The 16,799-nt window shown below is 44.9% G+C and carries 15 protein-coding genes; all 15 read right to left on the reverse strand.

The window, feature by feature from the left end; genetic code table 11:
* Positions 1-72: 72 nt before the first annotated feature.
* Complete coding sequence (locus tag CCC70_RS04640) at positions 73-939, reverse strand: phosphatidylserine decarboxylase (protein WP_287084365.1); 867 nt, start codon at positions 937-939, stop codon at positions 73-75.
* Positions 936-1,619: a CDP-alcohol phosphatidyltransferase family protein gene (locus CCC70_RS04645; RefSeq protein WP_021650799.1), complete on the reverse strand. Its 684-nt coding sequence runs from the start codon at positions 1,617-1,619 to the stop codon at positions 936-938. Before CCC70_RS04645 ends, CCC70_RS04640 begins: the two co-directional genes overlap by 4 nt.
* Positions 1,620-1,729: 110 nt before the next feature.
* The gene (locus tag CCC70_RS04650; protein ID WP_287084366.1) at positions 1,730-2,752 is read right to left on the reverse strand and encodes a lysylphosphatidylglycerol synthase transmembrane domain-containing protein; all 1,023 of its coding nucleotides are present in this window, start codon (positions 2,750-2,752) and stop codon (positions 1,730-1,732) included.
* A complete protein-coding gene (locus tag CCC70_RS04655) occupies positions 2,752-3,450 on the reverse strand; it encodes a phosphatase PAP2 family protein (RefSeq protein ID WP_186582074.1) in 699 nt (232 codons plus the stop codon). The genes CCC70_RS04650 and CCC70_RS04655 overlap by 1 nt, the downstream gene beginning before the upstream one ends.
* 324 nt (positions 3,451-3,774) lie before the next feature.
* The gene (locus CCC70_RS04660) at positions 3,775-4,422 is read right to left on the reverse strand and encodes an L-rhamnose mutarotase (RefSeq protein WP_287084367.1); all 648 of its coding nucleotides are present in this window, start codon (positions 4,420-4,422) and stop codon (positions 3,775-3,777) included.
* Between the two features lie 206 nt (positions 4,423-4,628).
* Positions 4,629-5,552 carry an AEC family transporter gene (locus CCC70_RS04665; RefSeq protein ID WP_015526976.1) on the reverse strand — a complete coding sequence of 308 codons (924 nt, stop codon included), beginning with the start codon at positions 5,550-5,552 and terminating at the stop codon, positions 4,629-4,631.
* A 21-nt stretch (positions 5,553-5,573) separates the two neighbouring features.
* A complete protein-coding gene (locus tag CCC70_RS04670) occupies positions 5,574-6,761 on the reverse strand; it encodes a S41 family peptidase (RefSeq protein WP_287084369.1) in 1,188 nt (395 codons plus the stop codon).
* Between the two features lie 172 nt (positions 6,762-6,933).
* Positions 6,934-7,839: a permease-like cell division protein FtsX gene (gene ftsX / locus CCC70_RS04675; protein WP_015526973.1), complete on the reverse strand. Its 906-nt coding sequence runs from the start codon at positions 7,837-7,839 to the stop codon at positions 6,934-6,936.
* Positions 7,829-8,512 carry a cell division ATP-binding protein FtsE gene (gene ftsE, locus CCC70_RS04680; RefSeq protein ID WP_015526972.1) on the reverse strand — a complete coding sequence of 228 codons (684 nt, stop codon included), beginning with the start codon at positions 8,510-8,512 and terminating at the stop codon, positions 7,829-7,831. The genes ftsX and ftsE overlap by 11 nt, the downstream gene beginning before the upstream one ends.
* Positions 8,513-9,120: 608 nt before the next feature.
* Entirely contained in the window at positions 9,121-10,212 is a 1,092-nt protein-coding gene (locus CCC70_RS04685; protein WP_015526970.1) for a PucR family transcriptional regulator, read from the reverse strand.
* Positions 10,213-10,348: 136 nt separating this feature from the next.
* Positions 10,349-11,218 carry a YitT family protein gene (locus CCC70_RS04690; RefSeq protein WP_186582076.1) on the reverse strand — a complete coding sequence of 290 codons (870 nt, stop codon included), beginning with the start codon at positions 11,216-11,218 and terminating at the stop codon, positions 10,349-10,351.
* A gap of 191 nt (positions 11,219-11,409) precedes the next feature.
* The gene (locus tag CCC70_RS04695) at positions 11,410-11,784 is read right to left on the reverse strand and encodes a PqqD family protein (protein WP_021650789.1); all 375 of its coding nucleotides are present in this window, start codon (positions 11,782-11,784) and stop codon (positions 11,410-11,412) included.
* Positions 11,784-13,682, reverse strand: coding sequence for an OPT family oligopeptide transporter (locus CCC70_RS04700; RefSeq protein ID WP_059085350.1), 1,899 nt, complete (start codon positions 13,680-13,682; stop codon positions 11,784-11,786). Before CCC70_RS04700 ends, CCC70_RS04695 begins: the two co-directional genes overlap by 1 nt.
* Before the next feature lie 218 nt (positions 13,683-13,900).
* A complete protein-coding gene (locus CCC70_RS04705) occupies positions 13,901-15,700 on the reverse strand; it encodes a nitric oxide reductase activation protein (RefSeq protein WP_173740425.1) in 1,800 nt (599 codons plus the stop codon).
* On the reverse strand, positions 15,693-16,610 hold the full coding sequence (locus CCC70_RS04710; protein WP_015526964.1) for an AAA family ATPase: 918 nt from the start codon (positions 16,608-16,610) through the stop codon (positions 15,693-15,695). The genes CCC70_RS04705 and CCC70_RS04710 overlap by 8 nt, the downstream gene beginning before the upstream one ends.
* Positions 16,611-16,799: the final 189 nt, after the last annotated feature.

A 16,799-nucleotide genomic window follows, 5' to 3' on the forward strand; every position in this document is an offset into this window, starting at 1 on the left:
ATCACAGGTTTGTGTTGTGTGTGTGAACGTAATTTCATTTTTTTAATTTTATCCGCAAAAAAAGAGAACCCTCTAAAAGGATTCTCCGATCTTTTCTCCCATGAATACTCTTGTTTCAATTCCTTCACGGGAATTGTTTAAAATATCTTCATCCGGCTTTACCGCATTTTTTTCGGTGATCAGCACAATGGTGGAGCCGCCGAAAGCAAAATTTCCTTTTTCGTCTCCCCGTTTCACAAATGCTTTCCCTGGCCGGTTTTCGATCCTTCCGACAAGAAGAGCCCCTACCTCCATCATCAGCACGGTACGGAAATTCTCTGTTTTCAAAAGAGAATACTCTCTGCTGTTTTCCTTGTAGATCGGATAGGCATCGTTGGCCACGGGGTTGACTGTATGCAGGATCCCCGGGATCCTGATGCGTCCGGACTCCGCCGCATTGTCCGGATAAATATATCTGTGATAATCCTGAACACAGAGACGAAGCACCCACACATAGCCACCCTGATATCTTTTTCCAAGAGAAGGATTCCTGAGAAGCTCATCTATGGTATATTCGGTCTGTTTGATATGAAGACGGGCTTTTTCATCTACCGGATACACACTCACCCTGCAGTCACAGGGACTGATAAAATGTCCCGGTTCCATATCAATATGGCGGGCACCCTCCCGGATCTTCCGCTTGAAAAAATCATTGTAGGAAGTATATTTACGCTTTTCATAATCACTCATATCCAGATGATTGAACCGTATAAAGGGTTTCACCGCTGCTGCCGAAAGCCTGGAATCCAGAAGCTTTCCCATGGCAATGGAAACAACAGGAGTGACCAGCGGCCGGATCAGCATGCGTCCGGCTACAGAACCGTAGATTTTTTCCAGAAGGTTGTTCTGAAAGGAATCCTCCTCTGTAATATTCCCCATTCTGTCCGCTGTCTGGATCATAGATTACCCCCTCTCTCCATGGAAAGCTTATAGAGATAATTGAACTTCCACCATCCTTCGTTGTAGAAAAGTACAAGAAGAACTGCCACAGCAACTACCGCAACAATGATCACCAGCTCCCTGTTGGTGGGCTTACGGAATTTAAAATCCAGGATAAACAGAAGTCCTACCGTCAGCATTGCGATATGAAGGAGCACCACAAACCATTTATACTCCGGAAAAAGCAGGGATACCACAAACAGAAGCGGCAGGACCACAGACATGGATGTAATGGGAAGTCCCTGATAATATTTTCGGTTTTCGGAGGTTTCATTCTGACGTTTTTCCTCCATAACATTGAAGTATGCCAGACGGATCAGGCCTGCCAGACCGTAAAATAAAAGAATAGCTATTCCGTAAATATGACACATTCCAAGCTTAAATCCCAGCACAATGGGAAGGATCCCGAAACAGACGATATCTGCAAGGGAATCGATCTGGATCCCGAAGCATTTCTCTTCCTCCGTTCTGTTCTTCTTAGTTCTTGCGATCTTTCCGTCAAACATATCGCACAGTCCGGAAAATGCAAGACAGCACACCGCTGCTGAAATATGGTCCGTCACAGCGCAGAAGATTCCGATCATGGAAGAAACTACGCTTATGTAAGTCATTATTACCGTATAATCATAAAATCCTATCATTTGCACACCTCTTTTTTCTTTTTCATGTCAGGCTATATTCACAGTCCCACAGGAGACTTACCTGATCTGGGTCAAGCAGATCTCCGCGATCTGCATTCGATCAAATCTTTTCAGGATTCCTTTTTTCCGATAGTGAGCTGAGCCACCGCAGTAAACACCGCACTGATCAGCAGCTCTCCGTAATATCCCAGCCCTCTGCTAAGCACCATTCCCGGAAGCAGCAGGCCACCGAATACCGGACTGAAAATGGTAAGAAACAAAGTCTCACTGATCCCCATTCCTCCCGGAAGCGGCAGCATATCCACAGATACCGATATCACTGCCTGGAGAAAAAGGATATCCCAGAAACCGGTTCCATGGAGTCCAAAAGCCTGATATACGAACCAGGTTACTGCAAACAGTGCCATACGCTGGATAAAAGTGATCTCTATTACTTTAACGATCACCAGCGGATTATTCTTCAGATATGCCGCAGTATTTCGGTAAGTATCCATGGAAGCTTCCAGTTTTTTCAGCCGTCCCTCTTTTTTCCTCATCAGATGAAACCGTTCCAGAAGCTTCATGCCCTTCACCAGGATCGCTTTTGCAAAAAGCGGATGAAATACCAGAATGGTCATAAAAGTGACACAGAAGATATTCAGCATCAGCCCCAGATAAAACACCGGCAGGATTCCTTCCAGATATTTGTGAAGAAATCCTCTTCCGAAAATCGCGATCCCAATACCGATCACCACAAGCACCAGCTTATAGGTAATCGTCACGATCATCAGGATCACCGTTGACACCGGAATGGAAATCTTCTCTTTTTTCATATAGTAGATCTGCATGGGCTGTCCGCCGCTGGCGGATGGTGTGATACAGCTGAAAAAGAATCCTACAGACGAAAACAGAAAGCAGGTTCTTTTTTTCAGATGGATCCCGCTGGAACGCATCATATACCAGATAATGATGGATTCCCCCCAGATAAAAAATGCTACCAGTGCAATTCCCGGAAGCAGCCACCGTTTATCTGCCCTATGTATGGCATCCATCATGGAAGACAGGTCTTCTCCGTGAAAAACGCCGTAAATAGTCAGGGCAAAAACTACTGCCAGGAACACTCCGTTAAATATGATCTTTTTTCTGCTCTTCATCACTTGACACCTTCTGTATAGCTGTTGATCTTCTTTTCAATTTTAGTTCCAAACCGTTCATAAATATGCCAGAGTTTTGTTTTCTGTCCCAGAATAAAGCATACCTGAGCCAGGATCACGCCACCTGCCACATCCACAAGTACATGCTGCTTGGTAAAAATGGTAGACAGAAAAACCAGCACAGCCAGTGTAAACGATACCCCCTTATACCATGTCGGAATTCTTTTCTGATCCTTGATCCCCAGAAAACAGAACCAGCTTACCAGACAATGGATAGATGGAAACAGGTTATCTGCCGCATCAATGGAATACAGCCAGCCGGCCAGCAGATCCCAGATCCCGTTTCCTTCGATCAACGGTCTTGTATTGGTAGTGGGATATGCCAGAAATATGATCAGACACACACAACGGGATATAATATCCGCAGTAAAAAAACGGTAAACCTGTTCCCGCTCCTGCCTTGCCGCAAGGATATAATTCACTGCCCAGAATACATAACAGCCAAAATAGATAATCAAAAACTGCGGCACAAATGGGAGCCGCAGATCAAGATTACTTTCTATATTGTGATGATACCAACTGCCTGCGATCGCCCTTGAACCGGAATATACAAGACAGTTAAATACAAATGAAAAAACAAGGGGGAAAAGCCCGTACGCAGGTACGATCCCTGTTACATATTTCCAAAAATGTTTCATAAATTCACGCCTCATTATTTTATTGATATCAGGAATAAAACATATTCTTCTCCTGCTAACATCTAATAGTCACAGTATAACAGTCGGGGCGTATGGTTTCAACTAAATATGGAAAGTTTAAGAATTGTTAAGATTTGAGTTCAGTTATTTTTTCTTTTTTGTTCATACTTTTTTCAGAATGACGTCACAGAATGACCACAAAATATGAGTATATTATTAGATGTGCAAAGGGTACTACCTTTGATAACACTTTTTTCTTTTTCATACTGCCGGGGCTGCCTCCAAACAAAGCCCCGGCCTCCTTCCTTTTTATTTTCCCATTTTTTAATTATGCCATGCAAGACGTACACTGGACAGATGTACTTCTTTTGTCATCCAGTCCACATCGTTGGTGATCCAGTCCATGATTCCGAGCTGGCGTGTCTCCCATGCGATGGTTGCCTCTCTTGCTTCCGGTGTTTCTTCCACTTCCATAGTTGTGTCGATCTCATCATATCCAAAAATATATCCGCCTGCACTCCAGATGCTGAAGTTGCTGTCCGGGCCCGGATCTATTGTTTCGCCTCTCTGCGCCACAAGTCCGTCATGACGGGCTTTATATTCTTCCTCACAGCCGTCTTTTAATTTTGTCATGAACATTCTGTGGCGGATCAGCTCTTTGTTTTCTCTCACAACACCAAAATTATGATACATCAGGCGCATGTCTTTTCCAGGAGTAGAGATCCAGGTAAAGGTATCTCCGATCTTTTCAGTCAATGCTGCCTTTACTTTCTCCTCTTCCGGAGAGATCACCTCTCCGTCTGCATTTTCGTAATATCCGAAGATCAGGTCTGCCGCATTCCAGATGCTGAAATTATGGATGCCGTTACGGTCAAGATATGCAGTAAGCTCCGGCCAGATCTCGCCTAAGGTCTTACGGTAATCATTCATTTTTCCTTCTTTTACTTTCATTGCAAAAGCATGTCGTTCCATTTATGCTATCCTCCTGTTTTGATGATCCTGTGCTATGTTTTCCACTATGAGCAGATATAGTTCTTCTGCCCTCATATGATTTGATTCTATCACTTTTATTTTGTTTTTACAATTATGAGGGCAGGATTTCCGATCACTGTTCACAGGTAATATCCGCAAAGCATGTTGCCTGACACAAAGTTATCCGTAACGATTCCCTGAGATGCTCAGGCAAGATACAACATGACCATCAGTGGCATGGTTATGATACTTACCAGCGTTGTCATTACATTGATGGTGCTGGCATAGACCGGATCCTGATCGTAGAGCTGTGCCAGCTGTACAATCGTTGTTGCCGACGGTGTGATCACTGCCATCAGACTGATAAGCAGAATGGTTTTTCCATCCTTTACCATTGAAGCCAAGGGCAGATACTTCAAAAACAACAGTATGAGCAGCGGAGTCACCACCATTTTCAAGATCGTGATCAGATAGATCCTGGAATGGCTGAAAATATCTTTCCATTTTACCTCCGTCATGGTCATTCCAAGCATGATCATACATACAGGTCCCAGGGTGGCTGAAATCTGGCTCATGGTGTTTCCAAGGATCACCGGCAATCTGATCTGCGTGAAGAACAGAACGATTCCAAGGATAATAGCGATCAGATTGATGTTGCAGAGGATTTTTTTCCAGTTGATGCCGGCCTTCGCCTCCATCAGTGACTGTCCGTGGGTCCACATCAGGATCATCTGCACACTCAGGAAAGCACTGGCATAGATCACCCATTTTTCACCAAGGACTACCGTTACAAGAGGGATCACCAGATTTCCGGAATTGGAATAGATGATGGATTCTTTTTCTACCACACTTAATTTCAGTGGCTTGCCGATGATCTGTACAAATACCAGAAGAAAAATATGGATCAGGATGGCCGCTGCCACTGCCAGAAGGAAGCCATTCCGGATGCTTCTGGAATATTCGATCTGAAAAGCATTGATCATTACGCAGGGCATGATGATGTAGATACAGATGACTGAAAGTGTCCTGCTGCTTTTTGCATCGATAAGTCCGCATTTTACCACTGTAAATCCACAGGACATCATCAGAAAAAATACGATGATCTGCTGCAATAATTGTAAAGTTATCATTTTTTCTCCCCTCCGAACGCGTCAGCTCTGTCCGATCTCTTTCAGGGCTGTCTGAAGCTGCGTGTCTTCTTTATGTGTAAGTTCTGTCCAGTCTGTGATGTCTCCGGAAAGCTCTGCTTCCACATCCGGAGTGATTCCTTTTTTGTTGATATCATTGCCCTTTGGCGTAAAATATTTTGCGATCGTGATCTTTACCGCACTGCCATCGGTAAGAGGCTGAATGGTCTGCACCACTCCCTTCCCATAGGTAGTTGTTCCTACAATCGTTCCAATCCCGTAGTCCTTCACCGCCCCCGCAAAGATCTCCGATGCACTGGCACTGTTTCCGTTTACCAGAACAGCCAGCGGCATGTCCAGTTCATTTTTTCCGTCGCAGGTTTCCTCTTCCTTCTTTCCATTTTTGTCCTCTGTATAGACGATCAGTCCTTCCGGAAGTATCTGGCGGAGTACGCCGCAGACTGCAGTAAGAAGACCGCCCGGATTATCACGGAGATCCACAACCAGCTTCTTCATTCCCTGATCCTTCAGATCTGCAAATGCTTTTTTATACTGCTCGCTGGTCACCTCAGAAAATTCGGAGATCCGGATATAGCCGGTGTCTTCGGAAAGCATCTCATGGGAAACGGTCTGGATCTCCACATCCCGGATCTCCACTTTGACATCCCGGGTTTTCTCTTCGTTTTCCCGCTGTATGGTCAGCATTACGGAAGCTTTCTCACTGTCACGAACCATGGCAGCAATATCTGAGGTTTCTTTGTCTGTAACATCAGCTCCATCTACTGCCTTGATCACATCTCCCTTTTTCAGTCCCGCCTGTTCTCCAGGACCACCCTCATAAAGCTGTATGATCTTTGCCCCTCCGGCGTCATCCTTCTGAAGAACGGCACCGATCCCTACGTAGGAGCCTTCATTGGAAGTATTCAGCTCTTTATACTGTTCTGCTGTGTAATAGGTGGAGTACGGATCCTTCAGGCCGGCAAGCAGGCCAGCATAAAGCCCCTCACGCAGGCTGCTTTCGTCTTTTTCATCCAGATATTCTTCATCGATCAGTTCTTCCAGGTAATTCAGCTTCTGAACCGTTTTCACATCGGAAAGCGCATTGCCTTTCGGAAACAATACTTTCTGATAGCTGGCAAAACCAGCGCCTGTCACAACCAGCGTTGCTGCCACTCCAATGGCTATACCTTTTTTGAATTCTTTATTTTTCATATTTTTCCTTTCTTCTGCACAGCCGGCAAAGCCGATAAGATCACAGATTTTCTGTACTCCTCTGTGCGCCGTTCGGTTTTTATATACCGAAAACGGCTGCCGATATTCCGACAGCCGCTGTATATCTTATGATCACACATCATGCGGATACATAAGATTCTCTGCTATTTGGTTATACTCTGAGATGTTTTCTTGTTGTGAAAAAGCTTCCCAAAAGACCGATTCCCACACCAAGTCCAAGTCCCATGGGAACCAGACCCTCATAAATCTGCCAGATTGGAATGAAATCCACGATTCCTGTCAATACATTGAATTTTGTCAGAATAAACTCTACAGCGGAATTATACAGGAAAAACAGGCAGATCAGCGGTATCGCCGCACCGATCACACCGAGGATCATACCTTCCAGAAGGAATGGCAGTCGTACAAAAGCATCTGTAGCTCCTATGTACTTCATAATTCCGATTTCTTCCTTGCGGACAGAAATACCCATAGATACTGTATTGCTGATCAGGAATATGGAAATGATCAAAAGGATTGCGATCACGGCAATCGACACATAAGAAACCAGCTTGTTAATGGAACCAAGTGTCCTGGATGCCTGTTCAGACTGATTTACCTTCCGGACATGTTCCAGTCCCTGGATATAATTCACCAGTTCTGTCTGCTTGGTAATATCATTAAGATATACCTGATAATTGGATGAATTGGCAAGAGGGTTATCATCTTTAAATCCATCTGCCGCATCTTCATCTCCAAAATATTTCTGTTTGTATTCTTCCCATGCCTGATCTGCGGACTGATAATCCATCCTGGCCACTTCCGGCCTGGACTGAATAGCATCGCCGATCGCCTGGATTTCTTCCTCTGAAGTGCCCTCATCAAAGAATACTGTGATCGGTACTTCTTCTTCCACCTTATGGGCAATATTACCGACGTTGTTCACGATGGAATAGAAAATGCCTACCAGAAAAATGCAGGCTGCCATCGTGATGATACATGCCAGGGAAAACATCCAGTTTCTTTTTATATTCTTAAAGCCCTGCTTCAGGGTATACCAGATCGTACTAGGCCTCATGATATCCTCCCTCTTTCTCATCGCTGATGATCTTGCCGTTGTGCATGGTGACTACTCGCTTACGCATGGCATTGACGATGTCCTTATTGTGGGTAACTACCAGAACTGTGGTTCCTCTGTCATTGATCTGCTCCATCAGAGCCATGATCTCTTCGGAGGTTTTCGGATCCAGGTTTCCGGTCGGCTCATCTGCCAGAAGGATGTCCGGGCGGTTTACCAGTGCTCTGGCAAGAGCAACTCTCTGCTGCTCACCACCGGAAAGCTCATCCGGGTATGCCTTATACTTTCCTGCAAGTCCTACCTCCTGGAGAACCTCCGGCACACGTTTGCGTATCACACGGGTAGGTCTTCCTATGACACGCTGCGCAAATGCTACATTCTCATATACATTACGGTCTTTTAAAAGACGGAAATCCTGAAATACTACCCCAAGCTTTCTGCGATACTTGGCAACGCGTCTGTGTTTCATCTTCTCCAGACGTTCCCCGCTGACTGTGATCGTTCCGCTGGTAGAATCCAGTTCTTTCATCAGAAGCTTGATCAGTGTGGATTTACCGGAGCCACTGCTTCCTACTACAAATACGAATTCCCCTTTATCAACATGTAAGTTCGCATGATTCACAGCCGGAAGACCCGGGCCGTAAGATTTGCTCACATCTACAAGATCGATCATATATATCCTCCTCTATATTATAAAAGCATAATTTTCTTAATTTTTTCGTAACATTATTGTAATATATTTTCTGTTTAAATGCAAGAATAAATTTCCCGGTCCCTACAACGGTTACTGTTCACGTTACTGTTCACTCCGTTCTCAGTAACACGCTTCGCGATGCACAGAATTTATGCTGATCGCATAAATTCGCGCGATATGTCTCGGGTTTTCTGTGACCTTCGCTCACAAAAAACACCTCGCGGGACATTACCAGTGAACAGTAACCTGTTCACCCTATTCTCAGTAATGCGCTTCACGGAATATTACCAGTGAACAGTAAGCAACAGCCCTCTTCAAATTATTTATTTTAACGTAAAAATACCAAAATTACAATAGCGTCATGGATGTTATCTGTGAAGTTCATGTGAATTCGTTACTGCTCACTCCGTTCTCAGTAACACACTTCGTGAATGCTTCCAAACAGGAGGGACATTTACACAATATTCCATGATGAAAAACGCTCATACAAAAACTGCCGCCTATTCCAGGAAGGAATAAGCGGCAGTTTAAAAGTTCTAATATGTTGCCTTAATGTATCAAACTATCATCCTGCATTCCGAATGCTATTAATACTCTAAGGTTTCCATATATTTCATATATCGAACAACCATCAGCGCGATCTTAAATGTAATGGCATCCTCAAACACTCTCAGATCAAGGCCTGTACTCTTCTGGAGTTTATCCAGACGATATACCAGCGTATTTCTGTGGATATACAGCTGACGTGAAGTTTCAGATACGTTCAGACTGTTCTCAAAGAATTTATCGATGGTGACAAGTGTCTCCTCATCGAAATCATCCGGAGATTTGTTGTCAAAGATCTCTCGGATAAACATCTTACACAGAGGAATAGGCAGCTGATAGATCAGGCGTCCGATTCCAAGTGAGCTGTATGCGATAACTTCCCTGTCTCCGAAGAAGATCTTACCTACATCAAGGGCCATACGCGCTTCCTTGTAGGAACGTGAAACTTCTTTCAACTCATTGACAATGGTACCGTATGCCATGTGGACATCCTCACCATCTTTATTCAGATCCAGAGTATCCATAATCGTATGAGCCAGCTTATCCATCTCCGGATAGCCCTCTCCCTCTTCCAGTTCCTTGACTATAATGATGCTCTTCTCATCAACAGCAGTGATAAAATCTCTGCTCTTTCCGCCAAAAAGGCTTTTCACGCTCTCTACAGAGCTGTGATCTTTCTCCTGGTTCAGTTCCAGGATCATAACTACACGACGGACATCTGCTTCAATATGAAGCTTCTTCGCTCTGTTGTAAATATCCACCAAAAGAAGATTATCAAGAAGAAGATTCTTGATAAAGCTGTCTTTGTCAAAACGCTCCTTGTACGCAACGATCAGATTCTGGATCTGGAAGGCTGCAAGCTTGCCTACCATATAAGTATCCTCATCATCTCCGTGGGCTACCAGGACATATTCCAACTGATAATCATCACAGACCTTAAAGTACTGAAATCCCTTGACAAGCTGGCTGTCCGCCTGGGATTCTACAAAAGCCTGGATATCTGCCGGCTGGATCTCAAAATCAGAAAAGGTAGACGCAAGTACCTTGCCGTCTGTGTCAATGACACAAAATTCCGTCCTTGATATTTCTTTAAGTCCCTCGAGCGTATTCTGTAACACCTGATTCGATATCATTCCGTTCAATCCCTTCTCACTTATGTGTATGCTTATCTTCTGTCTTTCCCTCTCTATCTATGGCTATTTTAATACAAAATCACCAAAAATGAAAGAGTAAAACTGAAAAAATTTACAAATTTTTGTTGAAATCCGCCTAATTTTTCTCTATAAAACCTTCTCCATGAACTTCTCTTGCATCGGAAACGATCACAAAAGCGTTAGGATCAATATCATCTACCAGCTCTTTCAGCTTCACAATTTCCTTTTTGTTTACCACACAGAAGATGATCGTCTTCTCCTGACCGGAATACATCCCCTTGCCACAGATCCCTGTCGCTCCGCGATCCAGGTCTTCCATAATGACTCTGGCAACCTCATCCGGCTTCTCCGTGACGATAAATGTCTGTTTGGAAAACTTCAGACCTTCGATCAGACTGTCGGATACTTTTGTTACCAGATAAACCGCAATGATGGCATACAGGGCCCGCTGGATACCGAACACATACATTCCCACGATCACAATAAGCCCATCAATAAACTGCATGATCTGTGCGATGGAATAATGACTTATATACTTCTGGATCAGTGCTGCCATCATATCCGTTCCGCCTGTGGTTCCCTGTCCAAGGAAAACCATTCCAATGCCGATTCCCAGGATCACACCACCGTATACAGCAGCCAGAAGGAGATCATCTCCCGCAATATTCCACACCGGCTGAATAGCAAGCCAGGTTGAGAGGGAGATCTCACCGACCAGAGCTTTTTTTACAAAGGAAAAGCCTTTGATCCGCCATCCCAGAAAAAACAGCGGGATGTTCAGCGTGATATTGGTAAGCCACAGTGGAACCCCGCCATCTACGATCCCACCGGTCCAGTGCTTCACCAGGATCGCAATACCGGAAAAGCCGCCTGTTACCAGCCCGGTTGCATCAAACACGGAATTGATGGCAAGTGCCATCAGCCCGGTTCCTACTATGATCAGAAGATAATCCAGATACCAGTCCTTTTTTTTCACAAGACTCATAAAGTGCTCCTTTCATTTTTTACAGCGATTCTCAAAATTTCTGTCATGAAATGTCCGCAATATTTCCATTCCACTGTAAAAATCCCGGAAATGCTATAGTATCATACGACAACTGCATCAGTTTCCCGTACTGACGTGTCATAAAAAGAACGGGACCGTACACTATTCTGCGTCCGTTCCCGTTCTCCATGCTATTTCTCTGTCTTTTTATTTATAAAATGAACAAATTCATAGCTTTCCATTATCTGAAAGTATTTTACGATTCTCGGATAAAGCGGTTCTGCCTTATCTCCGAAATGTTCTTTCACCAGCAGGGCAAGCTCCTGCACGGTTTTGGCTCCATCGATCTCAGGCCAGATAAAAGTTCCCATTTCATCAAGATGAACCTTGGAAAACCTTGGCTTGCCAAAAACCTTCTGCGCGATGGTATTGAACATACCCTTATTCTCTATCTCAAGAATGATCCGCTGCTTCAGGTCCCGGTGCCACCGGATCGACTGGTTTGTTTCCGGGATCAGATCAAGATAGTTGATATCCTGTTTCTTATCCTTTTTGTTTTTTCTCATCAGGCTTTCTTCTTTCTCCAGATAGAGAATTTAAGCAGTGACAGGATCATGATGATCATCAGCACAACGCCGCCGATATTTCCAAGGTTTACAACGCCGGACATATCAAGGCTGATACCGACAACTGCAAAGATCGCAAGAAGAATTCCAACAAGACCCTCGCCGGCGATCATACCAGCACAGTACAGGGTACCATCTGTGGACTGAGCTGTCTTGGTTTTTTCGTCAACACCTTTTCTGCTGTCAAGTAATCCACGAACGATACCACCGATCATGATGGTTGCGTTCAGGTAGATTGGAAGGTAAAGACCGATTGCGAAAGGCATTACCGGGATACGGAGGATCTCAAGGCAGATCGCAAGGAATACACCTACAAATACAAGTCCCCATGGAAGGTTTCCGCCCATGATTCCCTCAACGATCATCTTCATAAGCTGAGCCTGTGGCGCAGGGATCTCTGCTGTACCGTAGCCCCATGCTGCATCCAGAAGATACAGAACACCGCCGATAGCAAGACCGGAAACAACAACACCGAGCATCTCGCCCATCTGCTGCTTCTTAGGTGTAGCACCGAGAAGGTATCCTGTCTTAAGGTCCTGAGAGGTATCACCGGCGATCGCTGCGATGATACAGATAACAGAACCAACAGCGATCGCTGCTGTCATTCCGTCGATACCTGTTTTACCGGAGCTCTTGATCGCAAATGTAGCAATCAGAAGAGTAGCGATAGCCATACCGGAAACCGGGTTGTTGGAGCTTCCTACAAGACCTACCATACGGGAAGATACTGTTGCAAAGAAGAATCCAAAAACTACGATGATAACTGCACCAAGAAGAGTTACCGGGATTGCCGGAACGATCCAGATGATAAATACCATTGCTATAACACCGAGAAGGATGAACTGCATCGGAAGATCCTGTGCGGTTCTCTCTGTGCTTGTGTTCTTGCTTCCCTTCATACTCTTCATGGAGTCACGGAAGGTTGTAACGATCAGCGGCAGGGATTTGATCAGGGAAATGATACCGCCTGTTGCGATAGCACCTGCGCCGATATATTTAACATAAGTAGACCAGATCGCTGATGCTCCGCCGTTTGCGTAAAGCTGGGCAATGGTCGTTCCCTCTGCTGCCGGATACATCCATGTATCAGGTCCGAACAGGCAGATCAGCGGAATGATGACCATCCAGCCGATAAGAGAACCTGTAAACATGTAGGATGCGATCTTCGGTCCTACGATATAACCAACACCGAGAAGTGCCGGATAAACCTCCATACCGATCTCACCCTTGAAGGATTTAAATGCTGCAGAAACATCTGCCGGAAGAAGCTTCAGTCCATCAACAACAAATTTGAAGATGGCAGCAAGTCCCATACCGGAGAATACTGTGGAAGCATTTGCTCCGCCTTCCTCACCGGCAAGAAGAACGTCTGCGCAGGCAGTTCCTTCCGGATAGAGAAGAGTTGCATGCTCTTTAACAATGAGGGCATTACGAAGGGGTACCATGAAAAGTACACCAAGGATACCACCGCAAAGTGCGATCAGAGTGATCTCAACGATGCCTGGTTTGCTTGTAAGTCCTTCCTCTGCCCAGAGGAACAGTGCAGGCATGGTGAAGATAGCACCTGCTGCAAGAGACTCACCGGCTGAACCGATAGTCTGGACCATATTGCTCTCCAGAATGGAGTTTCTGCGAAGAATCACGCGGATAACACCCATGGAGATAACTGCCGCCGGAATGGAGGCAGATACTGTCATACCAACACGAAGACCAAGGTAAGCATTGGCTGCGCCGAAGATGACAGCAAGAATACATCCCATGATCACAGATGTAACTGTGAGCTCCGGAGTGATTTTCTCCGCAGGAATGTAAGGTTTGAACTCTGTGTTTTTGTTCATATTTCCTCTCCCTTTATCTAGTAAATTAGTAACGTTATATAGTATAGCAAATTTCGCAGTATTTTGCAAGAAATTATATCTGAGATATTATATATTATTTACAATTTTCTGTATAATTATAAGCAAATAATTGGTCACTATGCAGCTTTTATGCTAACATAGTGACCTTATTCCTTACAATTGAATATTATACATTTAAAATAAAATACTTTTTTTTTTCAGTTGTCCGTTTCCAGCTGTTTTGTCAGATATCGCCCTACGATCTTCGAGAAATTTCCGATATCCCGGATATAGGCAAAATCCTTTCCAAAAATCTTCTTTTCCGCCGGAAGATCCTTCTCTTCGCCTGCAAATACCCCCAGAACACTGACGCCCTGGCTCCGAAGACGCCGCACCTCTGTTGCAGTATCTGAAATGGCATATTTTCCCTGATAAGGGGCCGGATTTTTTGCATTGGGGCGGTTTATGATCACATCGTAGGGGCGTCCGTCACTTAAGATGATCAGGATCTTTTTTTCCTCTTCCCTCTGCAAAAGACTGTATCCCGCTGCTTTTATGGCAAGCCCGTCCCGATTATTGGAGGAAGTCACATAATTGAAAATATCCTCATCTGCCGAAACCGGATCATCATATTCCCGGAACCTGTGCAGGATCGTATGATCCCAGAATGTGCAGTAGCTCATAACCCGATGAGGGATTTCCACATTGCTCAGGGCAGAGCTGATCATATAAGCCTGCAGTGCCACATCTCCCTGTCGGCTCATCTGTGAACCACTGGCATCGATCAGTATATCCACCACAAAATCCGTATTGTCTCCACGAAGAATCCTCTTAAAAAGATTTGCCTCACCGCTTCTGCCTATACGCCACAGCCTGGAAGGAACGATAGTTCCCCGGTCTGATAGGACTTCCTGGTTTTCACTTCGGATCACCAGTGCTTTTTTCAGGAGTTCAGTCAATATGGCAATATTTCGTTTTGCAATTCTGTGCTTGTCATGATAGATCCATATGTTCTTATTACGCAGACGCTTTGCATACTGGTACTGATAATTATCACGAACCGGATTTTTCAGGATTCCTTCTGTAAAATACAGGCTGCAGTCTCCGTGTATTCCCCGGCACATAAGATGGTTCATTCTTTTTTCTTCCGCAGGTGTGAGATAGGTTTTTCCAAAATTCAGTTCCACATAGGTATGAGCTTTCTGAAGAGCTTCCTCTGAAATCACCGTGATCTTGTTTTTCACCTTACGTTTTTCTTCCATATCCTGTGTCAGTGAGGAATCTTCTATATCTGTCATCCGGTCTGTGAGCTTTTCCACGTAATTTTCCAGAGCTTCCTCATACATCTCTTCATTAAGGTAGTCTTCCCAGCCAAATTCCGTCAGTTCTTCCAGCGTCACCGCCATTACCCGTTCAAGGGAACCGTTTTTCTTCTCAAAGTCCGGATCGATGACCGCATTATAGAGGCTGTCGATGATCCGAATCAGTTCCATGGTGTCTCTGCTTTCTGCGCAGGCATAAATCTGATCCCGGAATGCAGACAGTTTTTTCTCCAGAGGCTGTACGCTTCCTGTAAGTACATCACGGAATACTGCAATTTTCAGCCTGTCTAACAACTTATCGTAGAAAGGCAGGGTTTCATATTCCTGATCCAGGATATCTTCCAGAGCTTTTTTTCTCATGCGGCGAACCCCGGGGCGCTCTTCACAGATCCGCTCTCCCACTGCCGCTTCGATACAGAGCTGTGTCAGCCCGGTCAGCTCCGTCTCAGAGGCATCCAGATAGATTTTTTTTACAAGATAAAGGCCAAGCAGATTTTTGTCAAAATATCTGGCAAAAGCCCCCTGTTTGATTCCATCGTAAAGAGCGATCTCTTTTGAGCGGAGAAACAGCGATACATCCGGCTTCACATCCAGTGTATAGTCGCCGCTTACCGTCCAGAGGAGATTACGGATCCGGTTTTCCAGCTCCATCTTGTAATCTTCTATAGAAAGTTCTTCTGTCAGATCTTTATGCATAGACATCGTCCTTTGTCCACTCTTCCGGGATCCTTGTACGGACTACATCGTCCACGATCTCCTTTTCAAAAATATCGAAGGTTTTGTTCACCACTCCCATCTGCACTGCTGCCAGGGGAGAAAGTCCTGCACGAACAATCTTCATGGCAGCCAGAAGTCCTCGAAGATCCAGCGCTTTTGTGGAGATCTCACTGTTTACGGATTTCTTCTGAAGATCCATAAATACACCGATAAACTGTTCCACTGCCTTTTCCTTTGCCTCCGGGAACATTTTGCGGAAAATAAATCCCAGGGTTTCTTCTGTCTGCGCTGGCATATCGATCACCAGGAAACGAGAAACCAGAGCTTCGTTCAGCTCCTTTGTTCCTGCATATCCGTAGTTCATGGTTCCGATAAAACGTGCCGCAGGATGAAGGTCGATCCGGTCATAGCCCGGAACATCAATGGAGCGGCGATAGTCCAGAGTTGCATGAAGGACAGAAACCGCATCGTTCTTTGCCATATTGATCTCATCCAGAATACCGAAGCCGCCATACTCGGCACACTGATAGATGCTGCCCTTTCGGAGGCAGACTTCATTGTTTACAAAGGTATCCGTTCCGATCAGGTCTCCGCTGTTTGTATTGACATGGAAAGATACATTATAAACCGGGCGGCCAAAAGCATATGCCAGATTTTCTGCCAGGATATTTTTTCCCGTGGCCTTTGGGCCTGCAAGAAGAAGATTTTCTCCTTCCAGAAGTCCTGCAATGGCCATTTCCAGGATTTCTTTTCCGTAGAACGGTATGGACGGTCTGGTAACTCTGGCTGCAGCCCCCTCGTCAACGTTATAATTTTTTCGAAACTCCTCGATGCCGTGGATCAGGCTTTCGGAAACGTTCTGTTCTTTTAAAAATTCTAATTCTATCATATATACTTACTCCTGAATCTGATTGAATGCCGCAGATATCCTCATCCGCAGTTATTATATGATCCTATGACGGATAACCGCTTACAGATTTTTTCTCCGCCAGGTAAAAAACGGGACAGATCTTACATCTGTCCCGTCATTTGATTTCAAAGATGCCGCTGCACCCAGGGAACATCTCTTATTTCCTGA

This window comes from Blautia sp. LMAG:89 (assembly GCF_008679485.1).
Lineage (GTDB): Bacteria > Bacillota > Clostridia > Lachnospirales > Lachnospiraceae > Blautia_A > Blautia_A fusiformis.